The following is a 19,193-nucleotide window of genomic DNA, read 5'->3' as shown; positions in this document are numbered from 1 at the left end:
CTCTGCGCGTCGGCCCTCCATGTCAGAAGCCGAGTCGACCGAGCTGCTTCGGGTCGCGCTGCCACTCCTTGGCGACCTTGACGTGCAGCCCCAGGAACACCCGAGTGCCCAGGAGCTCCTCGATACCGACGCGCGCGCGACGCCCCACATCAGCCAGCCGCTTGCCCTTGTGACCGATGATGATCGCCTTCTGACTGTCGCGCTCGACCACGATCGATGCGTGCACATCGGTCAGGTCGCTGTCTTCGCGAGGTGCGATGTCATCGATCACGACGGCGATCGAGTGCGGCAGCTCATCGCGGACTCCGTCGAGCGCCGCCTCGCGGATCATCTCGGCGATGCGATCCTCTTCCGACTCGTCGGTCGTGACCCCCTCGCCGTACAGGGCAGGGCCCTGCGGCATGAGGGAGAGGACCTCGTCGGCGAGCACTTCGAGCTGATCCCTCGTCAGAGCGGACAGCGGGATCACAGCCGCCCAGTCCTCGCGCAGTGCATCGACCTCGAGGAGCCGCTCGGTGATCTCATCGCGGCCGGCGGCGTCGGTCTTCGTCACGATCGCCACCTTCTTCGCGCGGGAGTAGCCGTCGAGCGACGCGGCGATACGTCGATCGCCCGGGCCCACCTTCTCCGTCGCCGGCACGCAGAATCCGATCACGTCGACGTCGCCGAGCACCTGCTCGACCAGGTCGTTCAGACGCTCGCCGAGCAGAGTGCGCGGCTTGTGGATACCGGGAGTATCGACGATCACGAGCTGCCCCTGAGGGCGGTTGACGATTCCGCGAATCGCCCGACGTGTCGTCTGGGGCTTCTCACTGGTGATGGCGATCTTCTCGCCGACGAGGGCGTTCGTGAGAGTCGATTTGCCGACGTTGGGTCGCCCGACGAAGGTCACGAACCCGCTTCGCATCTGCTCAGTCATCGTTCTGGTCTCCTTCGTGTCCTGCTCCCGCAGAATCGTTCGGCGCACGTTCGACGAACACCGTCGCTATCCCGCGGCCACGTCCTCTCGACGCGCCACCCGTCAGGTTCAGTCCTTCGACGGTCGCCATGGCTCCCGGCTGCGGGACCTGGCCCAGGGCTTTACCCAGCAGCCCGCCGATGGAATCGACGTCGTCATCCTCGAGTTCGAGTCCGAACAGATCGCCGACGTCCTCCAGCGAGAGTCGGGCACTCACGCGGTATCGTCCGTCGCCGAGCTCGACGACTTCTGCTGCCACTCGATCGTACTCGTCGGAGATCTCGCCGACGAGTTCCTCGATGAGGTCCTCGAGCGTGACGAGTCCTGAGATGCCACCGTGCTCGTCGATCACGAGACAGACGTGCACCGCATCGCGCTTCATCTGCTGCAGCAATGTCTCGGCGCGCATCGATTCGGGAACGAAAGTCGCGGGTCGCGAGATGGGACGGATCGATGCCGCTCGCCACGCGCTCTCGTCGCGATAGGCGAACTGCACGAGATCCTTCAGGTACAGCACACCGACGACATCATCGGCGTCGTCGTCGACCACCGGCATGCGCGAGACACCGCGCTGCAGGAACAGCGTCATGGCCTCGTCGGTGGTGGCGGTCGCATCGACCGTGACCATCTCGGTACGGGGCACCATGACGGCGCGCACGAACTGGTCGGTGAAGTCGAACACCGAATGGATGAGGTCGCGATCGTCCGCCTCGATGAGCGAGTTCGATGCTGCCTCGTCGACCATGCTCAGCAGCTGTTCTTCGGAGGTGAACGAACTGCGCCCGGTACCCGGCGTCACCTTGTTGCCGAGGAGCACGAGCCCCTGCGCGATCGGGCCCAGAAAGATGCGCAGTCCACGGACGATGCGCGCGTTGGCGCGGAGTATGCGGTCGGCGTGCTGGCGTCCGAACGACCGGGGGCTCGCGCCGACGAGCACGAAGGAGATGCCGGTCATCAGCACTGCGGCGGCGAGCATCGCCCACCAGATGTTGTCGAAGAGGATGCTGAAGGCGACGGTCACGAGCACAGCAGCCGCGGTCTCCGCCAGGACGCGGATGAACGACACCGAGTTCACGTGCGCATCCGGGTCGACGGCGATCCGCGCCAGCTGGCGAGCGTTGCGTCCCTCTGTACCCATCTCAGCGATGTCAGAGCGCGAGGTGACGCCGAAGGCCGCATCGATCGCGGCCATGAGACCGCCGAAGGCCACCAGCAGGACGGCCCCCGCGAGCAGGAGAGCCGCGGTCATCGTCGACGTTCGACGGCAGCGAAGCCCTGGATGAGCTCCTTCTGCAGTCCGAACATCTCACGCTCCTCGTCGGGTTCTGCGTGGTCGAAGCCCAGCAGGTGCAGCAGTCCGTGCGTGGTGAGCAGGATGAGCTCATCTATCAGCGTGTGTCCCGCAGCCTGCGCCTGCGCCTCAGCGACCTGCGGGCACAGCACGATGTCGCCGAGCAGGCCCGGAGCGGTCGGGCGGTCTTCGGTGCCGGGCCGCAGTTCGTCCATCGGGAAGCTGAGCACGTCGGTGGGACCCGGCTCGTCCATCCACTGCACGTGCAGGGCTTCCATGGCACCCTCGTCGACGAGGACGATGGCCACCTCGGCATCCGGACTCACATGCAGCTGTTCGAGGTTGAAGTCGGTCAGTCGCTGCAGCACGGTCTCGTCGACATCGATGGCCGACTCGTTGTTGATCTCGATCATGGCTGTGCTCGTTTCATCAGGAGAGGCCCCGTTTCGGCATCCGGTCGCGGGGTCCTGGTCGTTGTGCGCCTCGGCGGTCGGCGCGATTGGCGAACTCGGCTGCCTGCTCGCGCTCGAAGCGCTGCGCGGTGCGGCGTTCGTCGTACTCGCTGTACGCGTCGACGATGCGGCCGACCAGAGAGTGACGCACGACGTCTTCGCTGGTGAGACGGGCGAAGTGGATGTCGTCGATGCCGTCGAGCACGCGTGTGACGAGCCGCAGCCCCGACGAGCCCTGCGGCAGGTCGACCTGCGTGATGTCGCCGGTGACCACCATCTTGGAGCCGAAGCCCAGGCGCGTCAGGAACATCTTCATCTGCTCGGGCGTCGTGTTCTGCGCCTCGTCGAGCACGACGAAGGAGTCGTTGAGCGTGCGTCCGCGCATGTACGCCAGCGGTGCCACTTCGATCGTCCCCGTCGCCATCAGGCGAGGCACGATCTCGGGGTCCATCATCTCGTTCAACGCGTCGTAGAGCGGGCGCAGATACGGGTCGATCTTGTCGGTGAGCGTGCCGGGCAGGAAGCCCAGTCGCTCTCCCGCCTCGACCGCAGGACGCGTGAGGATGATCCGGGTGACCTCCTTGCGCTGCAGCGCCTGGACGGCCTTCGCCATCGCGAGGTAGGTCTTTCCTGTACCGGCCGGGCCGATGCCGAAGACGATCGTGTTCTCCTCGATCGCGTCGACGTACTCCTTCTGACCCAGGGTCTTGGGCCGGATGACCTTGCCCCTGGTCGACAGGATCGCCTCGCCGAGCACCTCGCTCGGGCGGGGACCGCCGTCATTGCGCAGGAGGCGTGCAGAGCTGGTCACATCGCTCGGAGCGAGGTCGTGCCCGGCCTTCGTCATGGTCATCAGCTCGTCGACGAGGGTCTTGGCCTTCTCCACGGCATCCGCGGTTCCGGTCAGCGTGATCTCATTGCCGCGCACGAGCACCTGCACATCGCGGTGCTCCTTCTCGAGCATCCGGAGCAGGCGGTCCTGCGGACCCAGCAGCTGCACCATCGCCACACCGTCGGCGTACACGCGTTCGGTGATGATGTCTTGATCGTCAGAAGCCAACGAGTTTGTTCTCCTCGATATTGCCGAGCACATGGGCGTGCACGTGGAAGACGGACTGTGCGGCGCTCGCGCCGTTGTTGAAGATGAGGCGGTACTCGCCGTTCGCGTGGTCATCGGCGAGCTGCTTCGCAGCCGCCACCATCTCGGCGAGCAGACCGGGGTCGCCTGCCGCGAGCTCGGTGACGTCGCGGTAGTCCTCGGTCTTGGGGATCACCAGAGCGTGCAGAGGCGCCTGCGGATCGATGTCGCGGACCGCGAAGACCCGACCGGTGTCCAGCAGGATCTCGCCCGGGATATCGCCCTGGAGGATGCGCGTGAAGATCGACGGTTCTGCCATGATCTCAGTCTACTGACAGGGGTGACTCGAGGGGTCCGAGCCTGATCACCAGCGCCCGAGCGCCACCGACAGCACAGCGATCGCGGCGGGTCCCGCTGTCGAGGTGCGCAGTACGGTGTCGCCGAGCAGTACCGGTTCGGCGCCCGCCTCGCTCAACCGCGACAGCTCGTCGTCTGAGATTCCTCCCTCGGGCCCGACGACCAGCACGACATCGCGCCCGTCCGGCTCCACCTCCGAGAGCTTCGTCCGGGCCGTCGGGTCGAGAAGCAGCACCCGCTGCTGCGACGCCCGTGCGGCGAGCTCCTTGGTCGTCACGGGCGCCGAGACTTCAGGAACCCACGTGCGGTGCGCCTGTTTGGCCGCCTCGCGCACGATGCTCGTCCAGCGCTCACGACCCTTGACAGCCTTGGGGCCTTCCCAGCGCGAGACGCTGCGGCTCGCCTGCCAGGGGACGACCTCATCGACGCCGAGCTCGCAAGCTGCCTGCACCGCGAGCTCGTCGCGGTCGCCCTTCGCGAGGGCCTGCACGAGGATGATCCGAGGGCTCGGGGCGGGCACGACCGTGCGATGAGATACGCGCACGTCGACGCGGGCCGGCGCCACCTCTTCGGCGGTGCCGGTCAGCCAGACCCCGGCACCGTCTCCCACGGTGACGGACTCACCGACGCGCAGCCTGCGCACCACCGCCGCGTGCTTCGCCTCGGCCCCCGTCAACGTGACGATGTCGCCGACGGCGGTGTCCGATGCGGATTCGACGAGGAAATGCAGTGCCATGGGATGCCGATCAGTGCGAACGGAAACGATCGCGGAACTTCGAGAAGAGTCCCTGCTGGAACTGTGCCAGCTGCGGCGCCGGAGCCTTGGTCTTCGTGGCGAAGTCCTCGATCAGCCTCCGCTGAGCCGAATCGATCTTGGTCGGGGTCAGCACCTGCACGCCGACTCTGAGGTCGCCGCGCTGGTTCCCGCGCAGCGGCGTGATGCCACGCCCCTTGATCGTCAGCACGTCTCCTGACTGCACGCCGGGCCGGATCTCGAGATCGACCTCTCCGTCGAGCCCCTGGATCTTCGTCTCGGTGCCGAGGATCGCATCGGTCATCGCGACCTCGAGCGTCGCCAGCAGGTCGTCGCCGTCGCGGCTGAACGACGGATGCGGGTTCACGGTGACCTCGACGTACAGGTCGCCGTTGGGGCCGCCCGCCTTGCCGACCTCGCCCGACCCGGGAAGCTGCAGGCGCAGTCCGGTCTCGACGCCGGCCGGGATGTCGAGCGACACCGTCCGACGCGAACGCACACGGCCCTGGCCTCCGCAGGTGCCGCAGGGATACGGGATCGTCGTGCCGTACCCCTCGCACGTGCCGCACGGCTGAGACGTGACGACGTTGCCGAGCAGACTGCGCACCTGACGCTGCACGTGACCCGAGCCGCCGCAGATGTCGCACGTGACCGGCGACGTGCCTTCCTGACAGCACGAGCCGTTGCAGGTCTCGCACAGCACGGCCGTGTCGACCTCGATGTCGCGGTGCGCCCCGAAGACGACGTCGCCGAGATCGAGGGTGACGCGCACCAGGGCATCCTGACCTCGCTCGCGCCGAGAGCGCGGTCGCGCTCCACGTCCGCCGCCCTGGGCCGCGCCGAAGAACGTCTCGAAGATGTCGCCGAAGCCACCGAAGCCGCCGAAGTTGCCCGCCGCGCCGTCGCCTCCGCCCATGTCATACCGACGACGCGAGTCGTCGTCGCTGAGCACGTCATAGGCATGCGTGACGAGCTTGAACTTCTCGGCGGCATCCTCACCCGGATTCACGTCCGGGTGCAGCTGACGCGCGAGACGTCGATATGCCTTCTTGATCTCGTCGGTGGAAGCGTCGCGGGAGACGCCGAGTACCTCGTAGTGATCCGCCACAATGGCCCTTCTGCGTGTTGTGTCAGGACACCCGCGTCAGCGGGCGGCCTCGTCTTCATCGAGCATCCGCGACAGGTAGCGGGCCACAGCCCGTGCCGCCGCGAGGTTGCTCGGATAGTCCATGCGGGTCGGCCCCATCACGCCGACCCGTGCGGTGCCGCTGGGGGCGGCGTAGTTGCTTGCGACGATCGATGCCTCGCCGAGACCGAACGAGGCGTTCTCGGTGCCGATGCTCGCGGCGAGACCGTGGGAGTCGGTCTCCATCTCGCTCATCAGCCGCAGCAGCGTCACCTGCTCCTCGATCGCCTCGAGCAGCGGATGGATGCTGCCGCGGAAGTCCTGCTCGCGTCGGGCGAGCGTCGCGGCCCCGGCCATCACGAGGCGCTCCTGCCGGAACTGCCCGAGTTCGTCGATGATGATGGTCGCCAGTGCCCGAAGCACATGATCGTTCGCGTGCTCGTCTGCCGCGAGGAGCGATTGCAGCCGATCGGCTGCATCGCTGACCGCCCGCCCCGTGATGAGCGCCGACAACCTCGCGCGGAGCACGGCCATGTCGGTCTCGTCGACCACCGCCGGCAAGGGGGCCATGCGTTGGGACACCCCACCCGCATCGGTGACGAGGACGATGAGCAGACGTGTCGGTGCGAGAGCGACGAGTTCGATGTGGGTGAGATTGGCGCGGGCGAACGACGGATACTGCGCCAGCGCGACCTGACCGGTGAGCTGAGTGAGCACCCTGACAGTGCGGACCATGAGGTCGTCGAGATCGGCGGGGTCGGTGAGGAACGACTCGATGGCTGTTCGCTGCGCGCCCGAGAGCGGGCGAAGCTGGGCGAGGTGGTCGACGAATACCCGATACCCCTTGTCGGTCGGAACACGACCGGATGAGGTGTGCGGTGCGGCGATCAGCTCCTCGTCTTCGAGCAGGGCCATGTCGTTGCGGATCGTCGCCGCCGAGACTCCGAAGGAGTAGCGGTCGACGATGGAACGGCTGCCGACCGGCTCATGGGTCTCGACGTAGTCCTGCACGATCGCACGGAGGACCTGAAGGCCTCGTTCACTGACCATCGTGTCTCCTCCCTCTGGCACTCACGGACGACGAGTGCCAATTCTACCCGTCGAGGAGCCCGAGTCGCTGATCCCCCTACGATGAGCACCATGAGTGTCGCAGCGCAGACCACCCTGTCGAGCGGGATCGTGCGCGGTGAAGCCGTCGACGGAGTGCATCGCTATCTCGGCATCCCGTACGCCGCAGCTCCCTTCGGGGCCCACCGCTTCCGTGCGCCGCGGGCCGTCCCTGCGTGGGACGGCGTCCGCGACGCCACGGCATTCGGACCCACGGCCCCGCAGGATCCGTACCCCGGCGCCATCGCCGAAATCCTCGGTTCGGTCGACATCCCCGGCGAGGAGATCCTCACAGTCAACGTCTGGTCACCGGAGGGTGCCGATCGCGCCCCCGTGGTGCTCTGGATCCACGGAGGCGCGCTCGAGCGCGGCACTGCAGCACTCCCCCTCTACGACGGCGCCGCCTTCGCGCGCGCAGGGATCGTCTTCGCATCCATCAACTATCGACTCGGATCCGAGGGCTTCTCGGTTCTGAAGGACGCGCCTGGGAATCTCGGACTGCAGGATGCGGCAACCGGTCTCGCCTGGATCCACCGAGAGGTCGCCGCATTCGGCGGCGATCCCGCGCAGATCACCGTCATGGGCGAATCCGCCGGCGGGGCGATCGTCGCGGGCCTGCTCGCGAATGCTTCCTCGCGTCCCCACATCGCCCGCGCGATCATCGAATCCGGGCCGCTCGAGGCGCAGAGCACCGCGAAGGCCGGTCGCGTCACCGCTCAGATCGCGAAGATGCTCGGCGTCACCGCCGACCGAGCCGGGTTCTCGTCCATCTCTCCCCGACGCCTGCTGCATGCACGGCGACGACAGGCGGCGGGCTCGTCGCCCCTCGGCGGCGCCCCCGGATTCCAGTTGGCAGTGGGGGCCGATTCACTCCCCCGCTCGCCGCATCAGGTGATCGCCGAGACCGCGGTACCGCTGCTCATCGGGAGCAACACCGACGAGTACCGACTGTGGTTCCCTCCGGCGGCGCTCGCCTCGATCAGCGAGGTGAAACTGCTGCTCGCACGACTCGCGTTGCGCATCCCCCGACGCGCCGTCGCCGCTTACCGGTCAGCTTTTCCCGGAGCGTCGACCGGCGAGATCTTCGGCCAGCTCGCCACGGACGTGATGCTGCGCGCGCCGCTCACCCGTGTGGCGCAGGTGCGCACCGCGCCGACCTACGTCTACGAGTTCGCCTGGGCGAGCCCTGTGCGCGACCTGCGTGCAGCCCATGCTCTCGAGCTGGGTTTCGTCTTCGACCGTCTCGGCGATCCCGAGGCGCAGCGGCTCGCAGGAGATGATGCTCCGCAGAAGCTCGCGGACGAGATGCACGCTGCGTGGATCTCGTTCATCAAGACCGGGGATCCCGGGTGGCCCGTCTTCGGCGCCGACCGGATCACCCGCGTGTTCGATGCCGAGAGCTCGACGGTGCCGCAGCGACGTGCCGCAGCACTCGATCTGCTGCCGTAGACGATCGACGCTCGGCCGGATCGACGGCGCTCAGTCCGTGAGCTCTCGCACGACAGCGTCGGCGAGCAGCCGCCCCCGCAGCGTGAGCTGCACGCGACCACGCACCGCCGCGGCGGGATCGACCAGCCCGTCGGCGATCAGTCCGGCCACGCGCGTGCGCTTGTCGGCCTGCAGATCGGACACCGCGATGCCCTCGCGGATGCGACTGAGCAGCAGGATCCGCTCGAGGGTGCGCGACCCCTCGTCGGGGCGCTCGGTCCCCGCCGCCGGAGACTCGGCCGCTGAGAGGCGCTGCGCATACGCCGCCGGGTGCTTGACGTTCCACCATCGGAGCCCGGCGACGTGGCTGTGCGCTCCGGGTCCGAACCCCCACCAGTCGCTCCCCCGCCAGTAGGCGAGGTTGTGACGCGAGCGCTGTTCCACAGTGCGCGACCAGTTGCTGATCTCGTACCAGTCGAAGCCCGCCGCTGCGAAACGCGCATCGGCGAGCTCATACATGTCGGCCTGCAGGTCGTCGTCCGGCGTCGGCACCTCGCCTCGGCGGATCTGCCGTGCGAGCTTCGTGCCGTCCTCGATGATCAGCGCGTAAGCCGAGATGTGGTCCGATTCGAGTGCGAGCGCCGCATCGAGCGACGCCTCCCAATCACCGAGCGACTCACCGGGGGCACCGTAGATGAGGTCCACGCTCACGGCGAGGCCTGCGTCCTTCGCCGCGGCGACCGCCGTCGTCACATTCTCGGGGCGATGCGTGCGGTCGAGAGCGGCGAGCACATGCGGCACTGCCGACTGCATGCCGATCGAAAGCCTCGTCACACCGGCATCCGCGAGTGTGCGGACGACCTCGGGGGTCACCGTGTCGGGGTTCGCCTCGACCGTGACCTCGGCGCCGTCCGTCAGACCGAACGCATCGGTCGCCGCACCGAGCATCCGGGCGAGATCTCCCGCGGGCAGGAGAGTCGGCGTGCCTCCGCCGAAGAACACGGTGTCCATCGGGCGCAGCGCGCCCGCATCCGAGAGAACGCGCTTCGCCAGGTCGATCTCGGTGAGCAGCGTCGAGGCGTAGTCCTCCTGCTTCGCACCACGAAGCTCTCCGGACGTATACGTGTTGAAGTCGCAGTAACCGCATCGCACACGGCAGAACGGAATGTGCAGGTATGCCGAGAACGGCACTCCGAGATCGATCGGCAGATCGGAGGGAAGGCGGCCATCGGCCGGGGCCGGATCGCCGAGAGGCAGAGGTCCGGCCATCAGAGGGCTGAATCCATCAGACGGGCGTCGCGTAGAGCGGCGAGATCGCACGCAGGTAGCGGGCGAACAGCTCACGGCGACGCCGCTTCACGAGTGCTGGCACGGTGCGGTAGAGCAGGGAGTTCGGCGCGTCGAAAGCGCGGACCGTGAACCAGACCTCGTCGTTGTCCTCACGCCAGTCGATGTCGAACGACTCCTCGCCGCGCACGACCGAGCCACCGACGGTTCCGAGCACGAAGCCGATGCGGCGCTTCTCTTCGGTGACCGAGATGACACGCAGTTCGGCATCGGCCCGCATACCGGCGACCCTGCCGTGCAGATGCAGAGTCATACCCGGCCCTGCGAACGGGGTTCCCTCGGCGTCGAAACGCTGCTCGACGTCGTTCTTGCTCGGGGCGATCGGGGTGCCCTCCGCGTCGAAGCTCACACCGGCGTAGGCGGGGCCGGGAGCGGGACGCACGTCGTCGACGCTCAGCCCCGAGGCGCGCTGCGCCGTCCAGGTCAGGAGCGATTCGCCCGCGGTCTGGAACCGCTCCACGCCGCTGCCGATACGCCAGGAGCTCTCCGCAGGGATGCTGCGCTCCGGCGGATACTGCATCAGGTCGGGGGCGTGGGTCGCACCCACGGCCGCATAGTCCACCGTGTCGTCTCGGAAAGTCCCGCGCCGCATGAGAACCAGCCTACTTGCCATTCCCTGGACGATCACTCACTCCGAGCTCTCGGGCCTGTCTGCAGCACTCGATCTCCGACTCGACGCTCGAGATGTAGCGACGGAACACCCTGCGCTGCATGACGCGGAGAACCGGCGTCAGCAGCCACCATCGCAGGGTCGACGGGCGCGAGATCGATCGCGCGGTGAACCGCCCGTTTTCGAGAACGAACGATTCCTCTCCGTAGATCGGATGACCCGGGCGCGTCTCGTAGCCGAATCCGTGCCTGCCGGCCCACACCACGCGGATCGGCTCGGCGAAGTGAATCCCGAGCACGGTCTTGCCGAGTCGTCCTTCCTGCTCGGCGAAGGGATCGTCCCCGGGCGCCTCGAATCCGGCGCGCCTCTTGAAATCCCATGAGGTGATGAGCGCGGCGACGCGCTCCTGGGCATACTCCGGCACGGCGACCGAGCGTTGGGCGCCGCGCATCCGCTTCGGGACGTCATGGAGCGGATGCCGTGTCAGGCCGCGCTCGTACCGCGGCAGCCTCACGCTACTTCTTGTCCTTGCCCTCGACGTCGCCGGAGAGCGCTGCGATGAACGCCTCCTGAGGGACCTCGACGCGACCGACCATCTTCATGCGCTTCTTGCCCTCCTTCTGCTTCTCGAGGAGCTTGCGCTTTCGGGAGATGTCACCGCCGTAGCACTTGGCGAGCACGTCCTTTCGGAGCGCCCGGATCGTCTCGCGGGCGATGATCCTGGCGCCGATGGCGGCCTGGATCGGCACCTCGAAGTTCTGGCGAGGGATCAGCTTGCGCAGACGCTCCGTCATCAGCGTCCCGTACGCGTAGGCCTTGTCGCGGTGCACGATCGAGCTGAACGCATCGACCTTGTCACCCTGCAGCAGGATGTCGACCTTCACGAGGTCCGCCTCCTGCTGTCCGGCGGGCTCGTAGTCGAGCGACGCGTAGCCCTGCGTCTTGGATTTGAGCTGATCGAAGAAATCGAAGACGATCTCGCCGAGCGGCATCGTGTAGCGCAGCTCGACGCGCTCCTCGGAGAAGTACTCCATGCCCAGCAGCGTCCCTCGGCGGGACTGGCAGAGCTCCATGACCGTGCCCACATAGTCCTTGGGCAGGAGGATCGCTGTCTTCACCATCGGCTCCGACACCGAGCCGATGCGGCCATCGGGGTATTCGCTCGGGTTGGTCACCGTCACCGTCTCACCCGTGTCGCTGGTGAGGACCTCGTAGATCACGCTCGGCGCGGTGGTGATGAGATCGAGGCCGAACTCGCGTTCGAGACGTTCGGTGATGATCTCGAGGTGCAGGAGTCCGAGGAATCCGCAGCGGAACCCGAAGCCGAGGGCGACCGAGGTCTCCGGCTCGTACTGGAGCGAGGCGTCGGAGAGCTTGAGCTTGTCGAGCGCCTCGCGAAGGTCGGCGTAGTCGCTGCCGTCGATCGGATAGATGCCCGAGAAGACCATGGGCTTCGGATCCGTGTACCCCGGAAGCGCCTGCGTCGAGGGCTTGCGAGCCGTGGTGATGGTGTCGCCGACCTTTGACAGTCGGACGTCCTTCACTCCGGTGATCAGGTAGCCCACCTCACCGACGCCCAGGCCCTTGGAGGGCACGGGCTCGGGGCTCGACACGCCGACCTCGAGCGCTTCATGGTTCGCACCGGTCGACATCATCTGGATGCGCTCGCGCGGCGACAGGCTGCCGTCGACCATGCGGACATACGTGACGACGCCGCGGTAGGCGTCGTAGACCGAGTCGAAGATCATCGCTCGCGCAGGAGCGTCCGCATCACCGACCGGAGCCGGGATCTCCTGCACCAGGCGGTCGAGCAGCTCCTCGACGCCGACGCCGGTCTTGCCCGACACCCGCAGCACGTCCTCCGGCTTGCCTCCGATGAGGGATGCCAGCTCCTTGGCGTACTTGTCAGGATCAGCGGCAGGGAGGTCGATCTTGTTGAGCACCGGGATGATGTGCAGATCGTTCTCGAGCGCGAGGTAGAGATTGGCGAGGGTCTGAGCCTCGATTCCCTGCGCCGCGTCGACCAGGAGGATCGCGCCCTCGCACGCCGCGAGAGACCGAGAGACCTCGTAGGTGAAGTCGACGTGACCCGGGGTGTCGATCATGTTGAGCGCGAAGGTCTCACCTTCGAGCTCCCAGGGCATGCGCACCGCCTGGCTCTTGATGGTGATGCCGCGCTCGCGCTCGATGTCCATCCGGTCCAGATACTGGGCGCGCATGTCACGATCCGAGACCACGCCGGTGATCTGGAGCATACGGTCGGCGAGGGTCGACTTGCCGTGGTCGATGTGGGCGATGATGCAGAAATTGCGGATCTTCGTCGCAGGCGTCGAGGCAGGCTGAAGCGGAGTGAGGGAGCGTGGTGACATGTCCCGTCGATTCTACGGTGAGGGCGAGGGATTGCCCGATTCGACTCCCGCAGGCACTCCACGGGCATCGCCTTTACCAGTTAGCCGTGATTCACGCAATCGTTGCTTTGGGGCTCGACAGGTGGCAGGCTCACACAACATGCACGGGCGGTATGTCCCTATGTCGCCCAATTGACAAACCCAACACCGAGTCGCCTGCCACATCGTCGACAAGAAACCAAGGAGTAGATATGCGTCTTAGGCGTGTCTCCACGGCCATCGCATCCGTTGCCGCCGTCGGAATAGTCCTCACTGCCTGTGCACCGCCGGAAGGTGAGGTCGACAGTGACAGCAGTTCCTCCACGTCGGTGTCCGTATCCGTCGGACCCAACGACTTCATCAGCTACAACGGCTTCACGCCCGAGACCTACAGCACGTACAACAGCGCGATCACGGACCGCATCAAGGCGAGCTTCTTCTACTTCGACGCGAAGGGCGAGATCCAGCCGTACGAGGAACTCGGAACGGCCGAGGTGCTCTCCGACGATCCGCTGACGATCGAGTTCACGATCGCGGATGACGCCGTGTGGTCCGATGGCGAACCGATCACGGTCGCCGACGCTGTGCTCGCCTGGGGTGTGCAGAATGTGAACATCGCCGACGCCGAGGGCGCGCCGCTGTTCAACTCCGTCTCGCAGGACCTCGGTGACACGATTCCGGCGGGCCCCGAAGGAGACTTCGACGGCAAGACCTTCACCGTGCAGTACGGGAACCCCGACCCCGACTGGAAGATCCAGACGTACCTCCTCGACCCCGCACACGTCGTCGCGGAGCAGGCCGGCATGAGCGTCGAAGAGCTCACCGAAGCGATTCTCGCGAAGGACGCGGCAGCGCTCGCGGATGCCGCCGAGTTCTGGAACACAGGCTGGATGACGGATCCGGGCACGGTGCCCGAGGAATCCCTCATCCCCTCCTCCGGCCCCTACAAGATCGACTCGTGGCAGGCCGGCGAGTCGGTCACGCTGGTCGCCAACGACGAGTTCTACGGACCCGCGCCGGAGACCGAGCAGCTCGTGATCCGCTTCGTCGCCCAGGATGCGATGGTCCAGGCCCTCGACAACGGAGATCTCGACGTCATCTCACCCCAGCCGACCGTCGACACCCTGAGCCAGCTCGAAGACCTCGGTGACAAGGCGACGATCTACGACGGTGACACCCTGACGTGGGAGCACCTCGACTTCAACTTCATGCCCGGTGCGGTCTTCTCGGACAACCTCGAGCTGCGCAAGGCGTTCGCCCTGTGCGTTCCTCGCCAGCAGATCGTGGACAACCTCATCAAGCCGATCAACCCGAACGCAGAGGTGATGAACGCCCGCGAGGTCTTCCCGTTCCAGGACACCTACCAGGAGGTCGTCGACGCGTCGTACGACGGCGCCTACGACGAGGTCGACATCGACGCCGCGAAGGCGATCGTCGAAGAGCAGGTCGCGACCGGCACCGAGATCCGCATCGGCTACTCCGCTCCCAACCCGCGGCGCACCGAGGAAGTGGCGATCATCAAGTCCTCCTGCGACAAGGCCGGATTCAACATCGTCGACGCGGGCAACGAGGACTTCTTCGCTCCCGGCGGCACCCAGGAGCGCGGCGACTACGAGGTAGCGCTGTTCGCCTGGGCCGGCTCCGGTCAGATCACATCCGGACAGAACATCTACGCGACGGGCAAGCCGCAGAACTACGGCCAGTACTCGAACCCGGCGGTCGACGCAGCCTGGACCACGCTCGCGACGAGCATGGACCCGACCGTCCACCTCGAGCAGACGAAGATCATCGAGAAGCTCCTGTGGGACGACCTCTTCGGGATTCCCGTCTTCGCCCACCCGAGCCTGGACGCCTCGTCGTCCGATCTCGAAGGGCTGGAGCACAACGTGACCCAGCAGGGCATCATCTGGAACGCGGAGGCATGGCAGCGGGCTGAATAAGCTCCCTACCGCTTGCACGTGCGACCGTGCGGGTCCGGCACCGGAGTGCCGGGCCCGCACCGTCGTGATCGAACGATGAGGCCCCTACCGTGATCAAGTTCATCCTCCGGAGGTTCGCCGCTGCCGTCGGCATCCTCCTCGTCGCCTCGGTGTTGATGTACGTCCTCGTCATCAACGCGGGTGACCCCCTCGAAGACCTGCGCGAGAGCCGCGCGAAGAACCGCGAGCTTCTCATGGAGCGTCGCATCGACTTCATGAATCTCGACCAGCCGTGGTACCTGCGGTATCTGACGTGGCTCGGCGGCGTCGGCAAGTGCGTGATCGGTCAGTGCGACCTCGGCCGGGATCGCACCGGCGTCGAGGTGAGCACCCTTCTGGGGCAGGCGGCGTCGTCGACTCTGCGACTCGTGTTCCTGGCCACGGTGATCGCCCTCGTGGTCGGCATCGCGATCGGCATCCTCACCGCCATCCGCCAGTACAGCGGGCTCGACTACGCGGTGACCTTCCTCACTTTCATCTTCTTCTCGCTGCCCGTCTTCTGGGCGGCCGTGCTCCTCAAGGAGTACCTCGCCATCGGCTTCAACGACTGGATCGCCGAACCTCAACTGCCTCCGTTGCAGATAGTGCTGATAGCCCTCGCGTTCGCCTTCATCCTGCAGGTCGTGCTCGGCGGATCCTGGAAGCGGCGAGCCATCACCTTCATCGTGACCGCCGTCGTCATCGGGGGCGGCCTCGCGGCGATGCTCGCGACGGACTTCTTCCGCACGCCGCAGCTCGGGTACGCCGGCGTGGCAGTGCTCACCATCGGACTCGCGCTCAGCGCCACGGCCATGACCGTCGGGCTGGATCGGCGCGAGGTCCTTCTTCCGGCGCTCATCACCGCCGGGTTCGTGGTGGTCCTGCAGTTCGCGCTCGTCAACGTGTTCGTCTACTACATGAACTGGTGGATCCTGATCCTCGGTGCTCTCGTGGCGATCGCAGTACCGTGGGCGATCGGAGCACGACTCGGCGGGCGGTATCGCAGTGCCGCGATCGGAGTGAGCATCACCACCGGTCTCGGCGGCGCCGCTCTGACCGTCATCGACCACCTGTTCCGCAGCTGGCCCGGGTTCCTCGAGAAGAAGCCGCGACCGATCTCCACCATCGGATCGCAGACTCCGAACTTCTCCGGAACGTTCTGGGAGACCTTCCTCGACCTGTCGACTCAGCTTCTCCTGCCGACGCTGCTCCTCGCCCTCATCTCTCTCGCCAGCTACAGCAGATACACCCGCTCGTCGATGCTCGAGGTCGGGCGACAGGACTACATCCGCACCGCGCGGGCCAAGGGGGCACCGGAGCGGGTCGTGATCTTCCGGCACGCCTTCCGCAACGCACTCATCCCGATCGCGACGATCGCGGCGTTCGACTTCGCGGGTCTGATCGGCGGTGCCGTGATCACGGAGACGGTGTTCGGGTGGAAGGGAATGGGCGAGCTCTTCCGCACGGGCCTCAACAACGCCGACCCGGCGCCGGTCATGGCCTTCTTCCTGGTCACCGGAGCAGCGGCCATCTTCTTCAACCTTCTCGCGGACATCTTCTATGCCGTGCTCGACCCCCGGATCAGGGTGTGAGGAAAAATGACTGAGAACACTCCACGCACAGCACCCACCGAGATCTACTCCCTCGCCGAGGCCGAAGACGTCGCGCTCCTCCGCGACGATGCGGCACCGCTGTCACAGGGTCAGCTCGTACGGCGCCGGTTCTTCCGGCACCGCGGAGCACTGATCTCGATCATCACGCTCGCGATCATCACGATCGTCGCGTTCTCCTCCGTGGGAATCGCGGGCATTCCCGGATGGTGGGGCAAGAGCTATCTCGACGCAGCCGATGTCGTCAACGGGGGTCGTCCCACGCTGAGCCTCCTCCCGGAGTGGCTCGGAGGGACGGGAATCACCTGGGGTGAGCACCCGTTCGGTCAGGACTCGACCGGCAAGGACTACTTCGCGCTCGTCATGAGCGGCACCCAGAAGTCCCTCATCATCGGACTGGTCGTGGGGCTCGTCGCGACATGCATCGGCTCGATCGTCGGCGCCGTGGCCGGGTACTGGGGTGGGCGCGTGGACTCGTTCCTGATGCGAGTGACCGACCTGTTCATCGTCATCCCGCTCCTCGCGCTCGCCGCCGTGCTGGGCAAGATCGCCGGCAACCTGGGTGACTCGATTCTCCCGCTCGCGCTCGTGCTCGGGCTGCTGACGTGGACGGGTCTTGCTCGCCTGGTGCGCGGAGAGGTGCTCACGCTGCGTGAGCGGGAGTTCGTCTCAGCGGCGCGCTCGATGGGGGCGGGATCGTCCCGGATCGTCTTCCGCCATCTGTTGCCCAATGCCGTCGGTGTGATCGTCGTGAACGCGACCTTCGGCATCGCGGGGGCGATCCTGCTCGAGAGTTCGCTCAGCTTCCTCGGTTTCGGGGTGCAACCGCCGGAGTCCTCACTCGGTCTGCTGATCAGCCAGTACCAGAACGCCTTCGCATCGCGACCCTGGCTGTTCTGGTGGCCAGGCATGCTGATCCTCGTGATCGCACTCTCGGTGAACTTCATCGGCGACGGACTCCGGGATGCCTTCGATCCTCGCCAGACTCACAAGACCCGACGCCTGCTCCGGGCGAGGAGGAACGACGCATGAACGATTCCGATCAGTCACTCCCGCTCGCCGTCTCCCCTGCCGCGCTGACCTTCACCGACCTCCGCGTCGAATTCGCCACCGAGAGCGGGATCGTCGACGCCGTGAAGGGCATCTCCTTCGATGTGCGCCCCGGCGAAGTCGTCGCTCTGGTCGGCGAGTCCGGATCCGGAAAGAGCGTCACCTCGTCGGCGGCGATGGGCTTGCTTCCCGACAACGCGCTGATCAGCGGCTCCGCGCGACTCGGTGACATCGAGGTCGTGGGACTCCCCGCGGCGCAGATCAACAGATTGCGCGCGACCGAGGTCGCGATGATCTTCCAAGAGCCGATGACCGCGCTCAACCCCGTGCTCACGATCGAGCGTCAGCTCACCGAGATCTTCGAGATCCACGACATCGCCTACGGCTCCGACGCGAAGCAACGGGCGCTGGACCTCCTCAACCTCGTCGGGATCCCCGACGCGGCGAAGCGCATCAGGCAGTACCCGCATCAGTTCTCCGGCGGGCAGCGGCAGCGCATCGTGATCGCGATGGCGATCGCCTGCTCGCCGAAGGTGATCATCGCCGATGAACCGACCACGGCACTCGACGTCACTGTGCAGGCCGAGATCCTCGACCTGCTTCGTCGCCTCAAGGACGACCTGGGTGCCGCGATCCTGCTGATCACGCACAACATGGGAGTGGTCGCCGATCTGGCCGACCGCGTCGAAGTCATGTTCCGCGGTCGCATCGTGGAATCGGGACGCGTCGACGACGTGTTGAAGCGACCCGAGCACCCCTACACACAGAAGCTGTTGAATGCCGTACCCCGCCTCAGCCCGCTCGACGTCACAGCCGCCCCGGCCGTGGAGCGCGCGATCGACGACGAGAACCGGAAGGACCTCGTCCTCGAGGCCCGCGATCTCGTGCTCGAGTACGACCAGCGTGGAAAGATCTTCCGCGCGGTCGACGGGGTGAGCTTCACTCTGTCGAAGAAGGAGATCTTGGGGATCGTCGGTGAGTCGGGCTCGGGCAAGTCGACGATCGCGAAGGCCACCCTGGGTCTCCTGCCGGTGGCCGGTGGAAGCCTGAAGGTTCACGGCATGGACCTCGCGCGGCTGCGCGGAAGAGCGGCCAAGGCGGCGAGGGCCAGGATCGGCGTGATCTTCCAGGATCCGGCCGCCTCCCTCAACCCACGGTTCCCGATCGGCGACTGCATCATCGAGCCGATGGTGATCCACAAGGTCGGCACCCGCAAGACGCGTCTCGAACGCGCCCAGGAACTGCTCGACGCCGTGCGCCTGCCGCGCAGCGTGATCAATCGATACCCGCACGAGTTGTCCGGTGGCCAGCGCCAGCGAGTGTCCATCGCACGTGCTCTGATGCTCCGACCCGAGCTCCTGATCGCCGATGAGCCCACCTCGGCGCTCGATGTCTCGGTGCAGGCGGCGGTGCTCGACATGATCAAAGAGCTCCAGGACCAGTATGAGTTCGCGTGCATGCTGGTCAGCCATGATCTCGCCGTGATCGATCTGCTCGCCGACGATGTGCTGGTGATGAAGGATGGAGTCGCCGTCGAGCAGGGCCCGGCCAGCCGCGTGCTCCATTCCCCTCAACACGAGTACACGAAGACATTGCTCGCCTCCGCACCGGTCCCCGATCCCGCGGAGCAGTCGCAGCGGCGCATCGCCCGCCATGCTCTCCTCGGAACCGGATCCTGAA

General features: G+C 66.4%; 17 protein-coding genes. 5 read left to right on the top strand and 12 right to left on the bottom strand.

All coding sequences use genetic code 11. From position 1 onward, the window contains the following. Positions 1 to 22: 22 nt before the first annotated feature. The 8 genes from era to hrcA are packed head-to-tail and all read right to left on the bottom strand — an operon-like array spanning position 23 to position 7,066. Positions 23 to 919, bottom strand: coding sequence for a GTPase Era (gene era, locus ACZZZN_RS05430; RefSeq protein ID WP_463504173.1), 897 nt, complete (start codon positions 917 to 919; stop codon positions 23 to 25). Then, on the bottom strand, positions 912 to 2,207 hold the full coding sequence (locus ACZZZN_RS05425) for a hemolysin family protein (RefSeq protein WP_463504172.1): 1,296 nt from the start codon (positions 2,205 to 2,207) through the stop codon (positions 912 to 914). Before ACZZZN_RS05425 ends, era begins: the two co-directional genes overlap by 8 nt. Continuing rightward, positions 2,204 to 2,662 (bottom strand): rRNA maturation RNase YbeY, encoded by a 459-nt coding sequence (gene ybeY, locus ACZZZN_RS05420; protein WP_463504171.1) that lies wholly within the window; start codon positions 2,660 to 2,662, stop codon positions 2,204 to 2,206. The genes ACZZZN_RS05425 and ybeY overlap by 4 nt, the downstream gene beginning before the upstream one ends. Before the next feature lie 16 nt (positions 2,663 to 2,678). After that, positions 2,679 to 3,704 carry a PhoH family protein gene (locus tag ACZZZN_RS05415; RefSeq protein ID WP_463506551.1) on the bottom strand — a complete coding sequence of 342 codons (1,026 nt, stop codon included), beginning with the start codon at positions 3,702 to 3,704 and terminating at the stop codon, positions 2,679 to 2,681. Between the two features lie 46 nt (positions 3,705 to 3,750). Continuing rightward, complete coding sequence (locus ACZZZN_RS05410) at positions 3,751 to 4,098, bottom strand: HIT domain-containing protein (protein WP_463504170.1); 348 nt, start codon at positions 4,096 to 4,098, stop codon at positions 3,751 to 3,753. Between the two features lie 45 nt (positions 4,099 to 4,143). Further along, a complete protein-coding gene (locus ACZZZN_RS05405) occupies positions 4,144 to 4,872 on the bottom strand; it encodes a 16S rRNA (uracil(1498)-N(3))-methyltransferase (RefSeq protein ID WP_463504169.1) in 729 nt (242 codons plus the stop codon). Positions 4,873 to 4,882: 10 nt separating this feature from the next. Continuing rightward, entirely contained in the window at positions 4,883 to 5,998 is a 1,116-nt protein-coding gene (gene dnaJ, locus ACZZZN_RS05400; RefSeq protein ID WP_463504168.1) for a molecular chaperone DnaJ, read from the bottom strand. Between the two features lie 36 nt (positions 5,999 to 6,034). Continuing rightward, positions 6,035 to 7,066 (bottom strand): heat-inducible transcriptional repressor HrcA, encoded by a 1,032-nt coding sequence (gene hrcA, locus ACZZZN_RS05395; RefSeq protein WP_463504167.1) that lies wholly within the window; start codon positions 7,064 to 7,066, stop codon positions 6,035 to 6,037. A gap of 90 nt (positions 7,067 to 7,156) precedes the next feature. On the opposite strand from hrcA, the gene ACZZZN_RS05390 reads away from it, so the two are divergent. Further along, positions 7,157 to 8,572 (top strand): carboxylesterase/lipase family protein, encoded by a 1,416-nt coding sequence (locus tag ACZZZN_RS05390; RefSeq protein WP_463504166.1) that lies wholly within the window; start codon positions 7,157 to 7,159, stop codon positions 8,570 to 8,572. A 30-nt stretch (positions 8,573 to 8,602) separates the two neighbouring features. Here the strand turns inward: ACZZZN_RS05390 and hemW are convergent, their stop codons facing one another. From hemW to lepA, 4 genes are read right to left on the bottom strand one after another with little or no spacing between them, the layout of a single operon-like run. Further along, complete coding sequence (hemW, locus tag ACZZZN_RS05385) at positions 8,603 to 9,820, bottom strand: radical SAM family heme chaperone HemW (protein ID WP_463504165.1); 1,218 nt, start codon at positions 9,818 to 9,820, stop codon at positions 8,603 to 8,605. A 16-nt stretch (positions 9,821 to 9,836) separates the two neighbouring features. Beyond that, positions 9,837 to 10,490, bottom strand: a complete 654-nt coding sequence (locus tag ACZZZN_RS05380) for a DUF1990 family protein (RefSeq protein ID WP_463504164.1) — start codon at positions 10,488 to 10,490, stop codon at positions 9,837 to 9,839. Positions 10,491 to 10,500: 10 nt separating this feature from the next. After that, positions 10,501 to 11,022 carry a DUF1990 family protein gene (locus tag ACZZZN_RS05375; RefSeq protein ID WP_463504163.1) on the bottom strand — a complete coding sequence of 174 codons (522 nt, stop codon included), beginning with the start codon at positions 11,020 to 11,022 and terminating at the stop codon, positions 10,501 to 10,503. A 1-nt stretch (position 11,023) separates the two neighbouring features. Further along, positions 11,024 to 12,877: a translation elongation factor 4 gene (gene lepA, locus ACZZZN_RS05370; RefSeq protein WP_463504162.1), complete on the bottom strand. Its 1,854-nt coding sequence runs from the start codon at positions 12,875 to 12,877 to the stop codon at positions 11,024 to 11,026. A gap of 230 nt (positions 12,878 to 13,107) precedes the next feature. Between lepA and ACZZZN_RS05365 the strand changes: the two genes are divergently transcribed. The 4 genes from ACZZZN_RS05365 to ACZZZN_RS05350 all read left to right on the top strand — a co-directional run bounded on the left by ACZZZN_RS05365 (position 13,108) and on the right by ACZZZN_RS05350 (position 19,192). Continuing rightward, the gene (locus ACZZZN_RS05365; protein WP_463504161.1) at positions 13,108 to 14,835 is read left to right on the top strand and encodes an ABC transporter substrate-binding protein; all 1,728 of its coding nucleotides are present in this window, start codon (positions 13,108 to 13,110) and stop codon (positions 14,833 to 14,835) included. Positions 14,836 to 14,924: 89 nt separating this feature from the next. After that, positions 14,925 to 16,445: an ABC transporter permease gene (locus ACZZZN_RS05360; protein WP_463504160.1), complete on the top strand. Its 1,521-nt coding sequence runs from the start codon at positions 14,925 to 14,927 to the stop codon at positions 16,443 to 16,445. 6 nt (positions 16,446 to 16,451) lie between these two features. Continuing rightward, the gene (locus tag ACZZZN_RS05355; RefSeq protein WP_463504159.1) at positions 16,452 to 17,495 is read left to right on the top strand and encodes an ABC transporter permease; all 1,044 of its coding nucleotides are present in this window, start codon (positions 16,452 to 16,454) and stop codon (positions 17,493 to 17,495) included. After that, the gene (locus ACZZZN_RS05350; RefSeq protein ID WP_463504158.1) at positions 17,492 to 19,192 is read left to right on the top strand and encodes a dipeptide ABC transporter ATP-binding protein; all 1,701 of its coding nucleotides are present in this window, start codon (positions 17,492 to 17,494) and stop codon (positions 19,190 to 19,192) included. Before ACZZZN_RS05355 ends, ACZZZN_RS05350 begins: the two co-directional genes overlap by 4 nt. Position 19,193 lies beyond the last annotated feature (1 nt).

Source organism: Microbacterium sp. AC145 (genome assembly GCF_979258505.1).
This window is presented reverse-complemented; position numbering and strand designations above follow the sequence as displayed.